The 15253-nt window shown below is 60.0% G+C and carries 17 protein-coding genes; 11 read left to right on the forward strand and 6 right to left on the reverse strand.

Annotated features, from left to right (window positions below; translation table 11 throughout):
* Nucleotides 1-50 precede the first annotated feature (50 nt).
* The 3 genes from C7U61_RS11200 to C7U61_RS11210 form a co-directional block, all read right to left on the reverse strand.
* On the reverse strand, nucleotides 51-782 hold the full coding sequence (locus C7U61_RS11200; RefSeq protein ID WP_245410815.1) for a phosphodiester glycosidase family protein: 732 nt from the start codon (nucleotides 780-782) through the stop codon (nucleotides 51-53).
* 83 nt (nucleotides 783-865) lie between these two features.
* A complete protein-coding gene (locus C7U61_RS11205; protein WP_106998162.1) occupies nucleotides 866-1558 on the reverse strand; it encodes a 4Fe-4S dicluster domain-containing protein in 693 nt (230 codons plus the stop codon).
* Nucleotides 1559-1659: 101 nt separating this feature from the next.
* On the reverse strand, nucleotides 1660-3240 hold the full coding sequence (locus C7U61_RS11210) for a trimethylamine methyltransferase family protein (protein ID WP_106998163.1): 1581 nt from the start codon (nucleotides 3238-3240) through the stop codon (nucleotides 1660-1662).
* A 256-nt stretch (nucleotides 3241-3496) separates the two neighbouring features.
* Here C7U61_RS11210 and C7U61_RS11215 point away from each other — a divergent pair, with 256 nt between their 5' ends.
* Nucleotides 3497-4198, forward strand: a complete 702-nt coding sequence (locus C7U61_RS11215) for a B12-binding domain-containing protein (protein ID WP_106999059.1) — start codon at nucleotides 3497-3499, stop codon at nucleotides 4196-4198.
* Nucleotides 4199-4341: 143 nt separating this feature from the next.
* Here C7U61_RS11215 and C7U61_RS11220 read toward each other — a convergent pair whose 3' ends face one another.
* Nucleotides 4342-4500 (reverse strand): entericidin A/B family lipoprotein, encoded by a 159-nt coding sequence (locus tag C7U61_RS11220; protein WP_106998164.1) that lies wholly within the window; start codon nucleotides 4498-4500, stop codon nucleotides 4342-4344.
* Nucleotides 4501-4521: 21 nt separating this feature from the next.
* Between C7U61_RS11220 and C7U61_RS11225 the strand changes: the two genes are divergently transcribed.
* The 7 genes from C7U61_RS11225 to C7U61_RS11255 all read left to right on the forward strand — a co-directional run bounded on the left by C7U61_RS11225 (nucleotide 4522) and on the right by C7U61_RS11255 (nucleotide 10833).
* On the forward strand, nucleotides 4522-5160 hold the full coding sequence (locus C7U61_RS11225) for a DUF1638 domain-containing protein (RefSeq protein ID WP_106998165.1): 639 nt from the start codon (nucleotides 4522-4524) through the stop codon (nucleotides 5158-5160).
* 237 nt (nucleotides 5161-5397) lie between these two features.
* Nucleotides 5398-5700 (forward strand): virulence factor, encoded by a 303-nt coding sequence (locus tag C7U61_RS11230; RefSeq protein ID WP_095435163.1) that lies wholly within the window; start codon nucleotides 5398-5400, stop codon nucleotides 5698-5700.
* Nucleotides 5693-6271: a methylenetetrahydrofolate reductase C-terminal domain-containing protein gene (locus C7U61_RS11235; RefSeq protein WP_106998166.1), complete on the forward strand. Its 579-nt coding sequence runs from the start codon at nucleotides 5693-5695 to the stop codon at nucleotides 6269-6271. Before C7U61_RS11230 ends, C7U61_RS11235 begins: the two co-directional genes overlap by 8 nt.
* A gap of 3 nt (nucleotides 6272-6274) precedes the next feature.
* Nucleotides 6275-7381: a methylenetetrahydrofolate reductase gene (locus C7U61_RS11240; RefSeq protein ID WP_106998167.1), complete on the forward strand. Its 1107-nt coding sequence runs from the start codon at nucleotides 6275-6277 to the stop codon at nucleotides 7379-7381.
* A 100-nt stretch (nucleotides 7382-7481) separates the two neighbouring features.
* A complete protein-coding gene (locus tag C7U61_RS11245; RefSeq protein ID WP_106998168.1) occupies nucleotides 7482-8447 on the forward strand; it encodes a methyltetrahydrofolate cobalamin methyltransferase in 966 nt (321 codons plus the stop codon).
* Between the two features lies 1 nt (nucleotide 8448).
* On the forward strand, nucleotides 8449-8778 hold the full coding sequence (locus tag C7U61_RS11250; protein WP_106998169.1) for a hypothetical protein: 330 nt from the start codon (nucleotides 8449-8451) through the stop codon (nucleotides 8776-8778).
* A 54-nt stretch (nucleotides 8779-8832) separates the two neighbouring features.
* Nucleotides 8833-10833 carry an ASKHA domain-containing protein gene (locus C7U61_RS11255; RefSeq protein WP_106999060.1) on the forward strand — a complete coding sequence of 667 codons (2001 nt, stop codon included), beginning with the start codon at nucleotides 8833-8835 and terminating at the stop codon, nucleotides 10831-10833.
* A gap of 17 nt (nucleotides 10834-10850) precedes the next feature.
* Here the strand turns inward: C7U61_RS11255 and C7U61_RS11260 are convergent, their stop codons facing one another.
* Nucleotides 10851-11750, reverse strand: coding sequence for a LysR family transcriptional regulator (locus tag C7U61_RS11260; RefSeq protein ID WP_106998170.1), 900 nt, complete (start codon nucleotides 11748-11750; stop codon nucleotides 10851-10853).
* Between the two features lie 120 nt (nucleotides 11751-11870).
* Here C7U61_RS11260 and C7U61_RS11265 point away from each other — a divergent pair, with 120 nt between their 5' ends.
* The 3 genes from C7U61_RS11265 (at nucleotide 11871) to C7U61_RS11280 (ending at nucleotide 13709) form a co-directional block, all read left to right on the forward strand.
* Entirely contained in the window at nucleotides 11871-12116 is a 246-nt protein-coding gene (locus C7U61_RS11265) for a hypothetical protein (protein WP_106998171.1), read from the forward strand.
* 66 nt (nucleotides 12117-12182) lie between these two features.
* Entirely contained in the window at nucleotides 12183-12386 is a 204-nt protein-coding gene (locus C7U61_RS19645; protein WP_106998172.1) for a DUF1127 domain-containing protein, read from the forward strand.
* Nucleotides 12387-12689: 303 nt separating this feature from the next.
* Complete coding sequence (locus C7U61_RS11280; protein WP_348627044.1) at nucleotides 12690-13709, forward strand: GlxA family transcriptional regulator; 1020 nt, start codon at nucleotides 12690-12692, stop codon at nucleotides 13707-13709.
* Nucleotides 13710-13749: 40 nt separating this feature from the next.
* Here C7U61_RS11280 and C7U61_RS11285 read toward each other — a convergent pair whose 3' ends face one another.
* Nucleotides 13750-15081 carry a diguanylate cyclase gene (locus tag C7U61_RS11285; protein WP_106998174.1) on the reverse strand — a complete coding sequence of 444 codons (1332 nt, stop codon included), beginning with the start codon at nucleotides 15079-15081 and terminating at the stop codon, nucleotides 13750-13752.
* Nucleotides 15082-15253: the final 172 nt, after the last annotated feature.

Consider the following 15253-nt stretch of genomic DNA (forward strand, 5'->3'; position numbering starts at 1 on the left):
GCAATTCGATTAGCGAATGTGGCTGGCTCCAACCTTGCGCATTGCCGCGCTCAGCCCGGCAGCATTTGCGTCACCGCAATGATCGGCCCGAGTGGAAATAGGCTGTCGCGCCTTTGCCATTCCGGTATGTCGACGCTGGAAATGCTGCCGTCGAGAAACAGGGCATCCGGACAGTTCAGATCGTCGCGAAACAGCGTTGCAAAATCGTGGAAGCGCACGGGCCCATCGGAAATCGCGAACACGACGAGCCCGTCGGCGGTGACGCCGACGCCGTTTCTGGTCTTGAGACTGGTGCTGTCGGCCAGAAACGACGGATGGAGCTTGCCGCCGATGACGAGCATCGGGCCGGACTGGGTCGCATAGAATGGCTTGGCGCCGGAAGCAGCGAAGGCCTTGCTTTCCACGATACCCGCCTTGCCTTTTTCCGCGTAGAAAACTCCGTTCGGCAAGAGATGGAAATTGCCCCAGCCCTTGTTGGTGTTGATCGCCTTTACCTCGCGTCCGTTTTCGATGAAGAGACCGACAGGAGATTGATCATCGAGATACATGCCGCCGTTCATGGCAAAGCGCACGTAGACTCGATCCTGGCGCAGGTCCATTTCCAGCGCCCGGAACGAGCCGTAAGGCTTACCGTTGCGGTCATTCTGGAAAATCTGGATGTCGTAACGGGCGGGATCGAAGGTGCAAACCGTGTAGCCGTCGCCGAGATGCTGAACCTTGCGGCAATCTTCGCCAGCCGAGGCGGTGGCGGCAAGAGCCAGAACGGCAAGGATGATTACCAATCGAATCAAACGCGTAGCTCCATATGAATAGCACAAGCCCTGGAACGCACCGCAATGCGGCGAAACAAGGACCCCCCGGGGAGCTAAAGCTGGAGTGCCGCCATATGGAATGCAAGCTGTTCGACGGGATATCGATAGCTTGCACCTACAGGGCAGACATTGCGCGCGAGACAGCCGCCGCCCATGCAGCCGTCCCGCCCTTCCCGTGTGCGCAAATGAGAGCGACAGCCTGAAATATCAAAGCCTGCTGCCGTCACGGCCTCTACCGGGCAGGCAGTGACACAGGGCTTCTCAACGCATAAATCGCATGGGTGCTGGGAAAATGCCGGGAGGACGTCGTTCTCAATTGCTTGCGCAAATCCCAGCGCACCCCGATAACCGTGCCACAAGCCATAAACGGGATGAATCAAGATACCGAGCGGCGATGCCCTCAGGCCCTCAGCCTCGATAGCCCATCGCTGAAACGGCTGCCACGGCGGATCCGAAGGAAAATAGGCCGTAGCCCCCAAGCTGCTTGCGACCGGCCGGATGATCGTCTTCGACCAGTCATCGAGCGGATGGGACCGGCCGGCATTCTCAGGCAATTGCCGCCAGCGGGAAAACGCCGGCCAGATCGAGCCGCCGATATTGCCAAGCAGGACCACGCTTCGCGCCGTCGTCCCATCGGTCAACAGCGGCCCTTCGCCTTCACCGAAGGACACTATACCTCGAACGAAAACTCCGTGGACGCCGAGCGCCGCACGGAGCTGCTCGAGTATGACAGGGCCGCGGCTCACCGTGGCCCCTTATATTCATAGTGCGGCCGCCAGACTTCCTTCTGGATCAGGTCGGCAACGCGCGTCGCACCGCCTTGCTCCCTGGCGGCCTCGGGCTCTCTTCAGGTGAAAGCGTCCGGCATGGAGTCCTTGCGCTTCTGGATATAGGCCAGAAGAGCCTCGTCGATGGCCGGGTCGAGCGGCGGCGCTTCGTAATGATCGAGCCAGGAACGGCAAAGCGCATTGGCGCGCTGCTCGATGCGCTTCTGGCCTTCGATCTCCCACTGCTCGAAGGAGTTGTTGTCGGCCAGCGGCGAGCGATAGAAGGCGGATTGGAAATTCGCCTGCGTATGGCCGCAGCCGAGATAGTGGCTACCCGGACCGACTTCGCGGATGGCATCGAGCGCCTGACCGTTCTCGGAGAGATCCACGCCCTCGGCCATCTTCTGCATCATGCCGAGCTGATCCTGGTCGATCATGAACTTTTCGTAGGAGGAAACAAGACCGCCCTCGAGCCATCCCGCCGCATGCAGCACGAAATTCGTGCCGGCCAGCAGCGTCATGTTCAGCGTATTTGCGGATTCATGCGCCGCCTGCGCATCCGGCACCTTGGAGGCGCAGAGCGAGCCGCCGGTACGGAACGGCAGACCGAGACGGCGCGCAAGCTGTGCTGCGCCGTAGGACACGAGCGACGGCTCCGGCGTGCCGAAGGTCGGCGCGCCCGACTGCATCGAGATGGAGGCGGCAAAGGTGCCATAAAGCACTGGCGAGCCCTTGCGGATCAGCTGCGTGAAGGAAGCTCCCGCCAGCACTTCGGCGAGAATCTGCGTCAGCGTGCCTGCGACCGTCACCGGGCTCATGGCGCCCGAGAGAATGAAGGGCGAAACGACCGAGGCCTGGTTGTGCCGCGCATAGACCTTCAGGGCGCCGAGCATGGTCTCGTCGAACACCATCGGTGAGTTGGCGTTGATGAGGTTCAACGTCACGCAGTTGTTTTCAACAAAATCGTCACCGAAGACGATCTTTGCCATCGCGATCGTGTCTTCCGCACGCTCGGGCGCGGTCACCGATCCCATGAACGGCTTGTCGGAATATTTGATATGGCTGTAGACCATATCGAGATGGCGCTTGTTGACCGGAATATCCACCGGCTCGCACACCGTGCCGCCGGACGAATGCATCGACGGCGCCATATAGGCGAGCTTCACGAAATTGCGGAAATCCTCGATCGTCGCATAGCGGCGGTTGCCCTCGAGATCGCGCACGAAGGGCGGGCCGTAGACGGGCGCGAAAATCGTTGCCTTGCCGCCGACATGGGCATTGCGGGCGCTGTTGCGCGCATGCCAGGTGAATTCCTTCGGCGCCGTCTTCAGAAGCTCGCGGCAAAGGCCCTTCGGAAAATGCACACGCTGCCCGCGCACGTCAGCGCCGGCGTTCTTCCAAAGTTCAAGAGCTTCCGCATCGTCGCGAAATTCGATGCCGATTTCTTCCAGAACCGTATCGGCATTGCGCTCGATGAGCTGCAGGCCCTCTTCGTCAAGCACTTCGTAGACGCCGATCCTGCGGGTGATATAGGGGAGCGAAGGACCCGGCCCGCCGCCGCTGCGCGAAGCGCGCCGCGCTGCCGCACCTCTGCCCTCGCTGCGCGAACGCCGTCCGCCGCTATCATTGCCTGCAGCCGGTTGCTCAATCATATCGTCCATGATGTTTCCTCACTCCTGCGCATGGATGCGTCTATCAGGCCCATGCTATCCGATTCCGCCGGGCGGACGTTCCTTAATGCGCCAGCAATTAGCATAGGACAGACATGGGCTGCTAATATCAACTGTTCTTCGTCCGTCGCGATTGATCCGCGCGACGTCGCATTCAAAAAGAGTTTTGGCGGCCTTCCGGTCTATCCGTAATGGCGGCAGTGTTTTATACAAGTCTCTGATGCTGCACGAAAATGGGATGGAGCGCATGTCTGACGACGAAATCATTCTCTCGGAACTTTCTGATGAAGAGCTTGTGCAGCAGATGCATGACGACCTGTATGACGGCTTGAAGGAAGAAATCGAGGAAGCCACCAATATCCTTCTCGAACGCGGCTGGGCCCCTTACGATGTCCTGACCCAGGCGCTGGTCGAAGGCATGCGCATCGTCGGCATCGACTTCCGCGACGGCATTCTCTTCGTTCCGGAAGTGCTGCTTTCCGCCAATGCGATGAAGGCCGGCATGGCGATCCTGCGGCCGCTTCTGGCGCAGACCGGCGCACCGAAGCTCGGCAAGATGGTGATCGGCACCGTCAAGGGCGACATTCACGACATCGGCAAGAACCTTGTCGGGATGATGATGGAAGGCGCAGGTTTCGACGTCATCGATCTCGGCATCAACAATCCGGTCGAAAACTATCTCGACGCCATCGAGCGCGAACAGCCCGACATTGTCGGCATGTCCGCCCTGCTGACCACGACGATGCCTTACATGAAGGTCGTCATCGATACGCTGAAGGAAAAGGGCCTGCGCGACGACTACGTCGTGCTGGTCGGCGGCGCGCCGCTGAACGAGGAATTCGGCAAGGCCGTGGGCGCGGATGCCTATTGCCGTGACGCTGCGGTGGCGGTCGAGACCGCCAAGGAATTCATGAAGCGCAAGCACAACAGCCTGGCTGCCGGCGCCTGATCGCTGCCTATTCGAAGCCGGCGACACTCGAAGCCTTGTCGCCGGCCGATCCACACCTCACATTAGAATATGCCGTGCAACGGTATGCAGCGATTTTGCGACAATCACATGCGCAAAATCAAAGAGCAAGTACGAGAACCGGCTTAGTTCTGAGCGGCCCGCTTGACCTTGTGGCCGGCATCTTCCGTCGCATTGACGGCATTGGCCGTGTCCTTGCCCATGCCACGAATTGTGTTGGAGCATGAGGCGAGTACCATAAGTACGGCGAAGGCAGCAGCAACTTTGCTTGTCGAAGTAGTCATGATCAGGAGCCCCTTTTTGGAATGGATGTTGATCGGCAAGATGCGGAGAAGAACCCTCCGGACGATAAACGTATAACAAAGCAAAAGGTTCATGTGATCGCGTGCGGTGCAATCGCGCGCGAAATACTGGTCCTTACCCGAATAAACGGGCTCGATCACATCGATCTTCACTGTCTTCCCGCAATCTATCATTCCTACCCGCAGAAGATCGCGCCTGCTCTGGAGCAGGCGATTGCCGATGCCCGCTCTCGCGGCTTCGAAAAGATTTTCATAGGCTATGCCGATTGCGGCACCGGCGGAGAAATCGACAGGATCTGTGAACGCGAGGGAATAGAACGGCTTTCCGGACCGCATTGTTATTCCTTCTTCACGGGCAACGAGGCATTCGCGGCGCGCGACGATGATGTCACATCATTTTTCCTGACGGATTTCCTTGCCCGTCAGTTCGAATCCTTCGTTATCGTCCCGCTCGGACTGGATCGTCATCCAGAGCTGCGCGACATGTATTTCGGCAACTACCGCAAGGTGGTTTACCTCTCGCAGGAAGAGGATCCGGCGCTACAGGCAAAGGCGAAGGAAGCGGCCGCCTATCTCGGGCTGGATTACGAATACCGTTTTACCGGCTACGGCGATTTGGCGCGCGAATTGCTGACTGTCTGACTGCGACATCCCGGTCGCTTTCCAGCCGCGCGCTTCTTTGCCATGGCCGGCCTTCTGGACGAGCGATCGACATTCAATCACGGTTCGAAGCTGGCCGTTTCAAAGGATAAAGCGCGTTGGCGATAACGACTGACAAGGTTTTCATGTCGCGTCGCTTTTCGGCATGGGGCGCGTCGTGGCGAGCGCAGTCCGATGATCGGCCGACGTGCATTCTTGCGTGAAGAGGAGATTTTGTGCATGGCGGATCGCATTGTCGTCTACTGGCGGGACATACCAGCCCAGGTGATTATCAAGAAGGGCAGGCAGACGGCAAAACGCGAGCTTTCGCTGCGCTTTACCGAGGCGATCGACATGTGCGCCATGCGCACCGGCGCCGCCGAAACCGACGATTATCTCGCCGAATGGCGCAAGGCCGATCCGGTGCCCGTATCTGACGATCTCGAAGCCGAGGCAGACAAAGCGGCAAGCGAGCTCGAGGCTGCTTATGATCGCGAACGGCTGGTGGCTCTGGTGAAATCCGGAGGCCGCGATAATGGCTGATGCCGTTCAGAAGCCCGGCAATGCCGCCGCGGGCGCAAAGGCAGCCAGCGGCGCCTATACGCCGGCGGGAGTTTCGCCCAATCGCCGCGCCCGGCGCAAATATACGGTCCGCCTCTGGGCGGTCCGTCATTCACGCTTCTTCGAATGGTTCTACCGTCGTTTCGCCGACGCTTTCCTGCTGCTTCATCCGCTGTGGAAGGCACTCGGCTATGACCGCGTGGAACGCCCGATCACCTTCATCGAACGCAATGTGAAGGGCTTCCTGTTCGATTGCCGCATGTGCGGCCAGTGCGCGCTGTCGTCGACGGGCATGTCCTGTCCGATGAACTGTCCAAAGCAGCTGCGCAACGGGCCGTGCGGCGGCGTTCGTGCCAACGGCAATTGCGAGGTCGAGCCCGACATGCCATGCGTCTGGGTGCAGGCATGGAAAGGCTCGCAGAACATGACCCACGGCGACGCGATCCTGAAGGTGCAGAAGCCTGTGAACCAGTCGCTGCGCGAAACCTCCTCCTGGCTCCGCGTCACGGCGGAGGCTGCGGCGGCCCGCGAAACGGCGAAAAAGGAAGCCTGAGCGATGGCGCATATCGATGAAAATCCCCTTGGCGCGCATCTGCCGCTCGATCCCCTGCCCGGCCACTCCTCGCTCGGGCGGCTGGAGCGCGTGCTTCGGCGCGGCGAGTTTGCCGTCACCGCCGAACTGAACCCGCCCGACAGCGCCAACCCGGAAGACGTTTACGAACGTGCGGCGATCTTTGATGGCTGGGTCGACGGCATCAACGCCGTCGATGCCTCCGGTGCCAATTGCCATATGTCTTCGGTCGGCATTTGCGCGTTGCTGACGCGGATGGGCTACGCCCCGATCATGCAGATTGCCTGCCGCGATAAGAACCGCATCGCCATTCAGGGCGATGTGCTCGGCGCGTCGGCAATGGGCGTGCAGAACATCATGTGCCTGACCGGTGACGGCGTGCAGGCCGGCGATCAGCCGGGCGCCAAGCCGGTGTTCGATCTCGATTGCATGTCGCTGCTCGAAACCGTGCGCATCATGCGCGACAACGCCAAATTCCTCTCCGGCCGGAAGCTGACCTCGCCACCGAAGGTCTTTCTCGGCGCCGCCATCAACCCCTTCGCACCGCCTTACGATTTTCGGCCCTACCGGCTGGCAAAGAAAATCGAGGCAGGAGCGCAGTTCGTCCAGAGCCAGTATTGCTACGACGTAACGATGTTCCGCGAATACATGAAGAAGGTCCGAGATCTCGGCCTACACGAAAAATGCTTTATTCTCGTCGGCGTCGGCCCGCTCGCCTCGGCAAAGACTGCCCGCTGGATGCGCTCGAACGTGCCGGGCGTCCATATTCCCGATGAAGTCATCAAGCGTATCGAGGGTGCGCAGGATCAGAAGAAGGAAGGCAAGCAGCTCTGCATCGACATCATCAATGAGGTGAAGGAGATCGAGGGGGTTTCCGGCGTCCACGTCATGGCCTATCGCCAGGAAGAATATGTCGCCGAAATGGTGCATGACTCCGGCGTTTTGAAGGGCCGTCAGCCGTGGAAGCGCGAGGCAAGCCGCACCGACGCGCTCGTCGCCGAGCGGCTGCACCAGATCAGCGAAGGCAGGGAAGAAAACCAGCAGGCGATGGCGGAAATCGCTGCCCATCATACGCCGCAGCAGGCACATTGAATTCGATACGATAGCAAGCCTGTAGAGCACTCGGCCGGCTTGTAACCCAAATCACCGCACGATAGACCAGCTATCGGGCCAACTGACCAGAGGATCAGACATGACGCGTACCATCGTTGCCTCCGCCACCCGCGAGATCGTCATCGGCTTTGACCAGCCTTTCTGCGTGATCGGCGAGCGCATCAACCCGACGGGGCGCAAGAAGCTTGCCGCCGAGATGATCGAAGGCAATTTCGACACCGTCATCAAGGATGCCCTGGAGCAGGTGGCCGCCGGTGCGACCATGCTGGATGTCAATGCGGGTGTGACTTCGGTCAATCCGAACGAGACCGAACCGGGTCTCCTGGTGCAGACGCTGGAGATCGTGCAGGGCCTAGTGGATGTACCGCTCTCGATCGACAGCTCGGTCACGGCGGCGATCGAAGCTGCCCTCAAGGTTGCCAAGGGGCGACCGCTGGTCAATTCGGTGACCGGCGAGGAGGAAAAGCTCGAAGCCATCCTGCCGCTCGTCAAGAAATACGACGTGCCCGTCGTCGCCATCTCGAACGACGAGACCGGCATTTCCATGGACCCGGACGTGCGCTTTGCCGTCGCCAAGAAGATCGTCGAGCGCGCCATGGATCACGGCATCAAGCCGGAGGACATCGTCGTCGACCCGCTCGTCATGCCGATCGGGGCCTTGGGCGATGCCGGCCGTCAGGTTTTCGCGCTGCTTCACCGCCTGCGCAACGAGCTCAAGGTCAACACCACCTGCGGCCTGTCGAACATCTCCTTCGGCCTGCCGCATCGTCACGGCATCAACGCCGGCTTCATCCCGATGGTCATCGGCGCGGGCATGACCTCCGCCATCATGAACCCTTGCCGCCCGCAGGAAATGGAAGCCGTGCGCGCCGCCAACGTGCTGAACGGCACGGATGCCAATTGCACCAACTGGATCATGACCTATCGCGACTACAAGCCGGCGGAAGGCGGCGCTGCCGCGGCAGCAACGGCTGCTCCTGCCGCTGGTGGCGGACGCCGCGGCGGCCGTGCAGCGCGCGCCGGTGCGGGAGCAGCGAGGGAGTAAGATGGCATCCGGTCGCGGCCTCTCCAACGATCTTGCCACGCTCTGGCTGCAGGCGCCTGTCGTGATGGCGATACGGCTGCAGCAGATGTGGATGGACGCGCTGGCCGGCAGCGTGAACGCGGTCGAAATGAACCGAATGGTGTCGGAAAAGATAATGGCTGCGGCGGAAAGCGCCGTTGCCGTCAACGCAGCAATGGTGCAACAGGGCTTCGCGGTTCTGACGGCCGCCGGCGCGACAAGCCAGCGCAGCATCGCCGATGCGGTCGCTCACGCCGCGATAAAACCCTATAGCAGGCGCGTTCGCTCGAACGTGCGCCGTCTTAGCAAATAGAAAGGCTGATCCGTGGCCGAAGCCAGCGACAGCGCCAAACCTCTCGTCCTTTTCATGCCATCCGGCAAGCGTGGCCACTTCCCGGTGGGAACGCCCGTGCTGGAGGCAGCCCGCCAGCTTGGCGTCTATGTCGAAAGCGTCTGCGGCGGCCGCGCGACCTGCGGACGCTGCCAGGTCTCCGTCCAGGAAGGCAATTTCGCCAAGCACAAGATCGTCTCGGCCAATGACCATCTTTCGCCGATCGGGCCGAAGGAAAGGCGCTATGCCGAGGTGCGCGATCTGCCCGAGGGCCGCCGCCTCTCCTGCTCCGCTTTGATCCAGGGCGATCTCGTCATCGACGTGCCGCAGGATACCGTCATCAACGCGCAGGTCGTGCGCAAGGCGGCCGACGAGCGCGTGATTGCCCGCGATCCGGCCGTACACATGTGTTACGTCGAGGTCGAGGAGCCCGACATGCACAAGCCGCTTGGCGATCTCGACCGCCTGAAGGCGGCAATCGCAGCGGACTGGAAATACGACAATCTCGAAGTGGATTTCCACCTCATTCCGCAGGTGCAGTCGATCCTGCGCAAAGGCGAATGGAAGGTGACGGCCGCCATTCATCGCGATCAGGATAGCGAGCGCCCTCGCCTCATCGCGCTCTATCCCGGCTTGAAGAATGAAGCCTACGGCATCGCCTGCGATATCGGTTCGACGACGATTGCCATGCATCTGTCGTCGCTGCTCTCGGGCCGAACCGTTGCTTCGGCGGGCGCCTCCAACCCACAGATCCGCTTCGGCGAGGATCTGATGAGCCGCGTCTCCTATGTAATGATGAATCCGGATGGCCGCGAGGCGATGACCAACGCCGTCCGCGAAGCCCTGAACGGCTTGATCAACAAGGTCTGCGCCGATGGTGGCGTATCGCGCGAGGATATTTTGAACGCCGTCTTCGTCGGCAACCCGATCATGCACCACCTGTTCCTCGGCATCGACCCGACCGAACTTGGCGGCGCCCCCTTTGCGCTTGCCGTATCCGGCGCGGTGCATCTGAAATCGTCCGAGATCGGCCTGCCGATGAATGCCGGCACGCGCATCTACATGCTGCCCTGCATCGCCGGCCATGTCGGCGCCGATGCGGCTGCCGCAACGCTCGCCGAAGGCCCGCATCGCCAGAATGAGATGATGCTGCTGGTCGATATCGGCACCAATGCCGAGATCGTCCTCGGCAACCGCCACCGCGTCGTCGCCGCCTCCTCGCCGACCGGGCCGGCCTTCGAAGGCGCGGAGATTTCCAGCGGCCAGCGCGCTGCCCCGGGCGCGATCGAACGGGTGCGCATCGATCCCGTCACTCTGGAGCCGCGCTATCGTGTGATCGGCATCGAACCTTGGTCGGATGAGCCAGGTTTCGAAGAGGCTGCCGCCAAGGTCGGTGTCACCGGCATCTGCGGCTCGGCCATCATCGAGGTCGTCGCCGAAATGTTCCTGACAGGCATCATCTCGGAAGACGGCGTCGTCGATGGCTCGATGACGACGCGCTCGCCGCGCATCCTGCAGAACGGCCGCACCTTTTCCTATCTGCTGCGCGATGGCGAACCGCGCATCACGGTCACGCAGAACGATATCCGCGCCATTCAGCTTGCCAAAGCCGCGCTCTATGCCGGCGTCAAGCTGCTGATGGACAAGCAGGGCATCGATCACGTCGACCGCATCGGCCTTGCCGGCGCCTTCGGCACCTTCATCGATCCGAAATATGCGATGGTGCTGGGGCTCATCCCCGATTGCGAGCTCGACAAGGTCAAGGCCGTCGGCAACGCCGCCGGCACCGGCGCACGCATGGCTCTGCTCAATCGCGGCCATCGCCGCGAGATCGAAGAAACCGTCAGGAAAATCGAGAAGATAGAGACGGCGCTTGAATCAAAGTTTCAGGAGCATTTCGTCTACGCCATGGCCTTGCCGAACAAGGTGGACGCCTTCCCGGAACTCTCCAACGTCGTGACATTGCCGGAACGCAAGCAGACCTCCGACGATGGCGGAGAAGGCGCGGGCCGCAGGCGTCGCCGCAGCCGTGAATAAAAATCGACCGGCCGCGTTCACGCGGCCATTTTGCGCCCGATCTCGACGAAAGCCTGGCGGATGCTGTCAGCCACAGCCTTCATCGGCCCAGTCATTTGTGACGCCGTCAGCAGGCGAATATCGAAGGGCGTCAGTTCCGGCAGTCCCTCGTTCGGACCGAGGATTTCCATGTCCTCCGTGACATAGGAGCGCGGAAACGGCGCGATGGCGAGATCAGAGACCACGGCCGCGCGCTGCGCCATCGTATGGGCGCTGAGATAGGAGACGCGATAGGGGCGCTTCTGTCGTTCCAGCTGCGCCATGGCTTCGGACCGCCAGATGCAACCCTCCTCCCAGATGGAAATCGGCAGCGGGTCGCGGCGATAGGCGGTACCGCACTTGGCGCCGGCCCAGACGAGGCGCTCCGTGTAGATCACCTCGCCCTCGGTCGGGAAAGGCCGCGTCGCGCAATTGATCAGCGCGAGGTCCAGCCGCTGCTCCTCGATGCGCTTCTTGAGCTGGATGCTCATATCGACGACGACATCGACCATGATGCCCGGATAAGTCTCCGAGAAGCTCTTCAGGATGGTCGGCAGCAGGCGCTCGCCTATATCGTCAGGCGCGCCAAGCCGCACCACGCCGCTGAGTTCAGGCATGATGAACCGCGACACCGCTTCGTTTGAGAGGGCCAGAATATTGCGGGCGTAAGAGAGTAGCATCTCCCCATGCTGCGTCAGGCTGACCGAGCGCGCATCGCGCAGGAACAGCGTAACGCCGAGCTGCTCTTCCAGCTTCTTGATTTGCATGGAAACAGCCGACGGCGTGCGAAAGACAGCATCGGCCGCGGTCGAAAAATTCCCCGTTTCGGCAATCGCGACAAAAGTACGCAGAACTTCATTGTCAAGCAACGGTATGGGCCGGCGGAACGGAACGGTCATATCGGTCACCTTTCAATTTTTCTGATCCTAAGCACCATATCATTTCATTTGTCTGAATGTCAACGAAGCACCATATTAGACGTAATGGGAATTCGCAGACAGCCTCAAAGGAGTAAAACCATGGCTGGCACGATATCGGACGAAGCCTCACGGCTTTTCTCTCTTCTACGCCTTCGCAAAATTCAGCGCATGGCGCAGCACACGCTTGACGAGATCGCCACCCGCTTTCCCGCTCATCTGATCGACGACGTCAATGCACGCGGCCTTCCACCGGATCGCACATTGTCGGTGTTGGAGCGGAAACCCGGCAGGTTGCGTTCGTTCAAGAATACTAATGGCAGCTATAAGATCTATTCGTTTGATTGATGGATCTGGCAAGCCCATATTAAAACCGTGACATTTTGAGCGGTTGACACGGAAAGGACCCTGAAAATGACGACTGTCAGTTATAGACACACCAGCACCCGGAGCCCGTTTCCGTCCGGCGGAAATCATGTGCCCTTCTTTTCTCGCCTCGCTGATCGCTGGCAGCAGTGGCGCTCTGTTCGCGAGCTCGAATCACTGTCCGATGACATGCGCAAGGACTTGGGCTGGCCGGCCGCAAACGAAATCAAGAAGCCGAAAGCCGACCGATGATCATGAGCAAGCATAACGGCTGAAGGCGGCGTTCAACCTGGGAGAGCGTCGCCTTTTGAACATTTCCGCGTCCACACGCGAATAGTACGTTAATCCTGGAAATTACCTGCAAATATATTTTCCCGCCTGAGCATATTGCTCGCCTTCCCATCGCTTCCCTCTTTAAGAGCCGTATTTTTCACAGTAGACGCAAATATCCCTTTGCGGCCGCGAATATCCATGCCAATGTCGCTTATAGACCATCGGGCCGACGTATTTGACGCAAGGAATACGTAACCGCCCTGGAGCATGGATTTTCACAACATGAGCAAGACTCCGATCAAGACGCGTTCCCTGGTTTTCTTCCTTGTTCCGCATTTCACCATGCTGCCGTTTTCCGCCGCGATCGAGACGCTGCGGATTGCCAATCGCATGCTGGGCTACCCCGCCTACACATGGCGGCTTGCCTCGACGGACGGTCAGAAAGTCTATTCCTCGAGCGGCATCGGGCTCGAGGTCAATTCCTCCCTCACCGACGAGCGCCGATATCTGGGCGGGGAGAACCGCCCGAACATGGTGCTGGTCTGTTCCGGCATCTATGTCGAAGAATTCCACAACAAATCGGTCAATGCCTGGCTGCGCGAAACCTACAATCGTGGCGTAGCCGTCGGCAGCCTCTGTACGGGCGCCCATGTGCTTGCCCAGGCGGGACTGTTGAACGGCAAGCGCTGCGCGATCCACTGGGAGAACCTGCCGGGCTTCTCGGAAACATTCCCCCAGGCGGAAGTCTATGCCGATCTCTACGAGGTCGACAGCAATCTCTATACATGCGCGGGCGGCACCGCCTCGCTCGACATGATGCTCAATCTCATCGGCCAGGATTTCGGCGAAAACCTCGTCAACCGCGTCTGCGAGCAGCAACTCACCGATCGCGTCCGCAGTCCGCATGACCGCCAGCGCCTGCCGCTGCGCGCGCGTCTCGGCGTGCAGAACTCAAAGGTCCTGTCGATCATCGAGCTGATGGAAAGCAACCTTGCCGAACCGCTGTCGCTTTTGGAAATCGCCGATGATGCCGGCCTGTCGCGCCGGCAGATCGAGCGCCTCTTCCGCCAGGAAATGGGACGCTCACCGGCTCGCTACTATCTCGAAATCCGCCTCGATCGCGCCCGGCATCTGCTGGTGCAATCCTCCATGCCGGTCGTTGAAGTGGCGGTCGCATGCGGCTTCGTATCCGCCTCGCACTTCTCCAAGTGTTATCGCGAACTCTATAATCGCTCGCCGCAGCAGGAGCGCGCCGAGCGCAAGCTGACCATGTCGACCAACCGCACCGGCATCGTCGTCTGAGAGCTATGGAAATCAAAGCAAGCGGATCACGGCAGGCGGCTTATTGGGCCGCCTGCTGAGCCATTTTGAAATCGGAATAGACCTGATTTCGGCCATTGTGCTTCGCCATGTAGAGAAACTGGTCGGCAGCATTGAGATAGTTGTCGAAGGATTCGTAGCCGGCAATCTCCGCCACCCCGATGGAAACAGTCACCGAAAGCTCTTCGTCGTCGGCATGAACCTTCAGGCTGGCAAGGTTGAGGCGAACCTCATCGCACAGCTCGGTCGCCGCACGCGAATTCATTTCCGCAAAAAGAATGGCAAACTCTTCGCCGCCAAGGCGGGAAAGCAGATTGTCCGTGCCTTCCAACAGCGCGTTAAGCCTGCCGGCAACAGCTTTCAGCACCTGGTCTCCGATCTCGTGACCATAAGTATCGTTCAGATGCTTGAAGTGATCGATGTCGAGAATGGCAACGGAGCTTGGACGCTGGCGGCGCAGGCATTCGTTGACCAGACGCGGACCGTGATCGTAAAAATAGCGCCTGTTATAGAGCCCCGTCAGATAATCGCTTGCCGCTGCCGCCCGCAATTGTTTCAGCTGTGACAACGTCTCCACGTTCAATGCGATGCGGCACTGCAGCTCCTCCTGAACGAAGGGCCGATAGATGAAATCGCTGGCGCCCGCCTTGAGGAAAGTCGCAGACAACAAGCGGTCATTCGATGACGAAATGCCGATGATGCGCATCCGGTCCGAGCCGTAGAGGTGGCGGATGCGCCGGGTCAGCTCGTGGCCGTTCATGTCGGGCATATTATAGTCGGTGACGACGATTTCGATGTCGTCGAATGTCTCGAGCATCGCCAGGGCTTCGATACCCGTGCCGGCTTCGGCGACCTTGAACTGCTGGGCATGCAGCAAGTCCGTCAGCATTTTCCGGGCCGAGGGCACGTCGTCGACAACCATGACGCGCACAGACCGATTGGCAATGGCCCGTCGGACGGAGGAGACGAGATTGTCGAGCGCGAACTCGCCATCCTTGAGCACATAGTCGACGACATTGCGCTCCATGATGCGATTGCGCGTCGTGATGTCGAAAGACGCCGTGAAGACGATGGTGGGAATGTCATGGGCGACGGCAACGTCCAGGGCTTCCCCATGGGCGGCATCCGGAAGGTTCAGGTCGATCACCGCCATCGTGAAGCTGCGATCCGCCTCTGCCAGCACCTCGTTCAGCACTTTCAACGAAGAGCAATGGGTAACGGCAAGACCGAGTTCCGTTTCGAACCGGTGCGACAACACCGCCGAAAACATGCGCGAATCCTCGACCAGAAGTATTTTCTGGCCGCCATCGCGGTGGCCTATGCCGCCGCCGAGGTTTCCCGCATGCAGTACCATTTCCCGTCAATTCCTCCCACACCATCAGGTGTCTGAATATTCAGTTAATTGCAGGTCTGCCAAACCGTCTTGCCCGTATCCTGAACAGGATTCGTGAAAAAATTGGAACCGCTGATTGCGGAGACTTGCATAAAAGTGATTTTTCCTCACTTTTATAGAAACTATTTCGTCC

Source organism: Rhizobium sp. JAB6 (genome assembly GCF_003024605.1).
Classification (GTDB): Bacteria; Pseudomonadota; Alphaproteobacteria; order Rhizobiales; family Rhizobiaceae; genus Rhizobium.

What these genes read in the sequence shown, in the direction of transcription:
- C7U61_RS11255 (WP_106999060.1), top strand. Translation starts at nt 8,833, where the DNA reads ATGCCATCCGGCAAGCGTGGCCACTTCCCGGTGGGAACGCCCGTGCTG.
- C7U61_RS11210 (WP_106998163.1), bottom strand. Translation starts at nt 3,240, where the DNA reads ATGGACGATATGATTGAGCAACCGGCTGCAGGCAATGATAGCGGCGGA.
- C7U61_RS11260 (WP_106998170.1), bottom strand. Translation starts at nt 11,750, where the DNA reads ATGACCGTTCCGTTCCGCCGGCCCATACCGTTGCTTGACAATGAAGTT.
- C7U61_RS11240 (WP_106998167.1), top strand. Translation starts at nt 6,275, where the DNA reads ATGGCGCATATCGATGAAAATCCCCTTGGCGCGCATCTGCCGCTCGAT.
- C7U61_RS11230 (WP_095435163.1), top strand. Translation starts at nt 5,398, where the DNA reads ATGGCGGATCGCATTGTCGTCTACTGGCGGGACATACCAGCCCAGGTG.
- C7U61_RS11245 (WP_106998168.1), top strand. Translation starts at nt 7,482, where the DNA reads ATGACGCGTACCATCGTTGCCTCCGCCACCCGCGAGATCGTCATCGGC.
- C7U61_RS11215 (WP_106999059.1), top strand. Translation starts at nt 3,497, where the DNA reads ATGTCTGACGACGAAATCATTCTCTCGGAACTTTCTGATGAAGAGCTT.
- C7U61_RS11280 (WP_348627044.1), top strand. Translation starts at nt 12,690, where the DNA reads ATGAGCAAGACTCCGATCAAGACGCGTTCCCTGGTTTTCTTCCTTGTT.
- C7U61_RS11250 (WP_106998169.1), top strand. Translation starts at nt 8,449, where the DNA reads ATGGCATCCGGTCGCGGCCTCTCCAACGATCTTGCCACGCTCTGGCTG.
- C7U61_RS11220 (WP_106998164.1), bottom strand. Translation starts at nt 4,500, where the DNA reads ATGACTACTTCGACAAGCAAAGTTGCTGCTGCCTTCGCCGTACTTATG.
- C7U61_RS11225 (WP_106998165.1), top strand. Translation starts at nt 4,522, where the DNA reads ATGGATGTTGATCGGCAAGATGCGGAGAAGAACCCTCCGGACGATAAA.
- C7U61_RS11285 (WP_106998174.1), bottom strand. Translation starts at nt 15,081, where the DNA reads ATGGTACTGCATGCGGGAAACCTCGGCGGCGGCATAGGCCACCGCGAT.
- C7U61_RS11235 (WP_106998166.1), top strand. Translation starts at nt 5,693, where the DNA reads ATGGCTGATGCCGTTCAGAAGCCCGGCAATGCCGCCGCGGGCGCAAAG.
- C7U61_RS11265 (WP_106998171.1), top strand. Translation starts at nt 11,871, where the DNA reads ATGGCTGGCACGATATCGGACGAAGCCTCACGGCTTTTCTCTCTTCTA.
- C7U61_RS19645 (WP_106998172.1), top strand. Translation starts at nt 12,183, where the DNA reads ATGACGACTGTCAGTTATAGACACACCAGCACCCGGAGCCCGTTTCCG.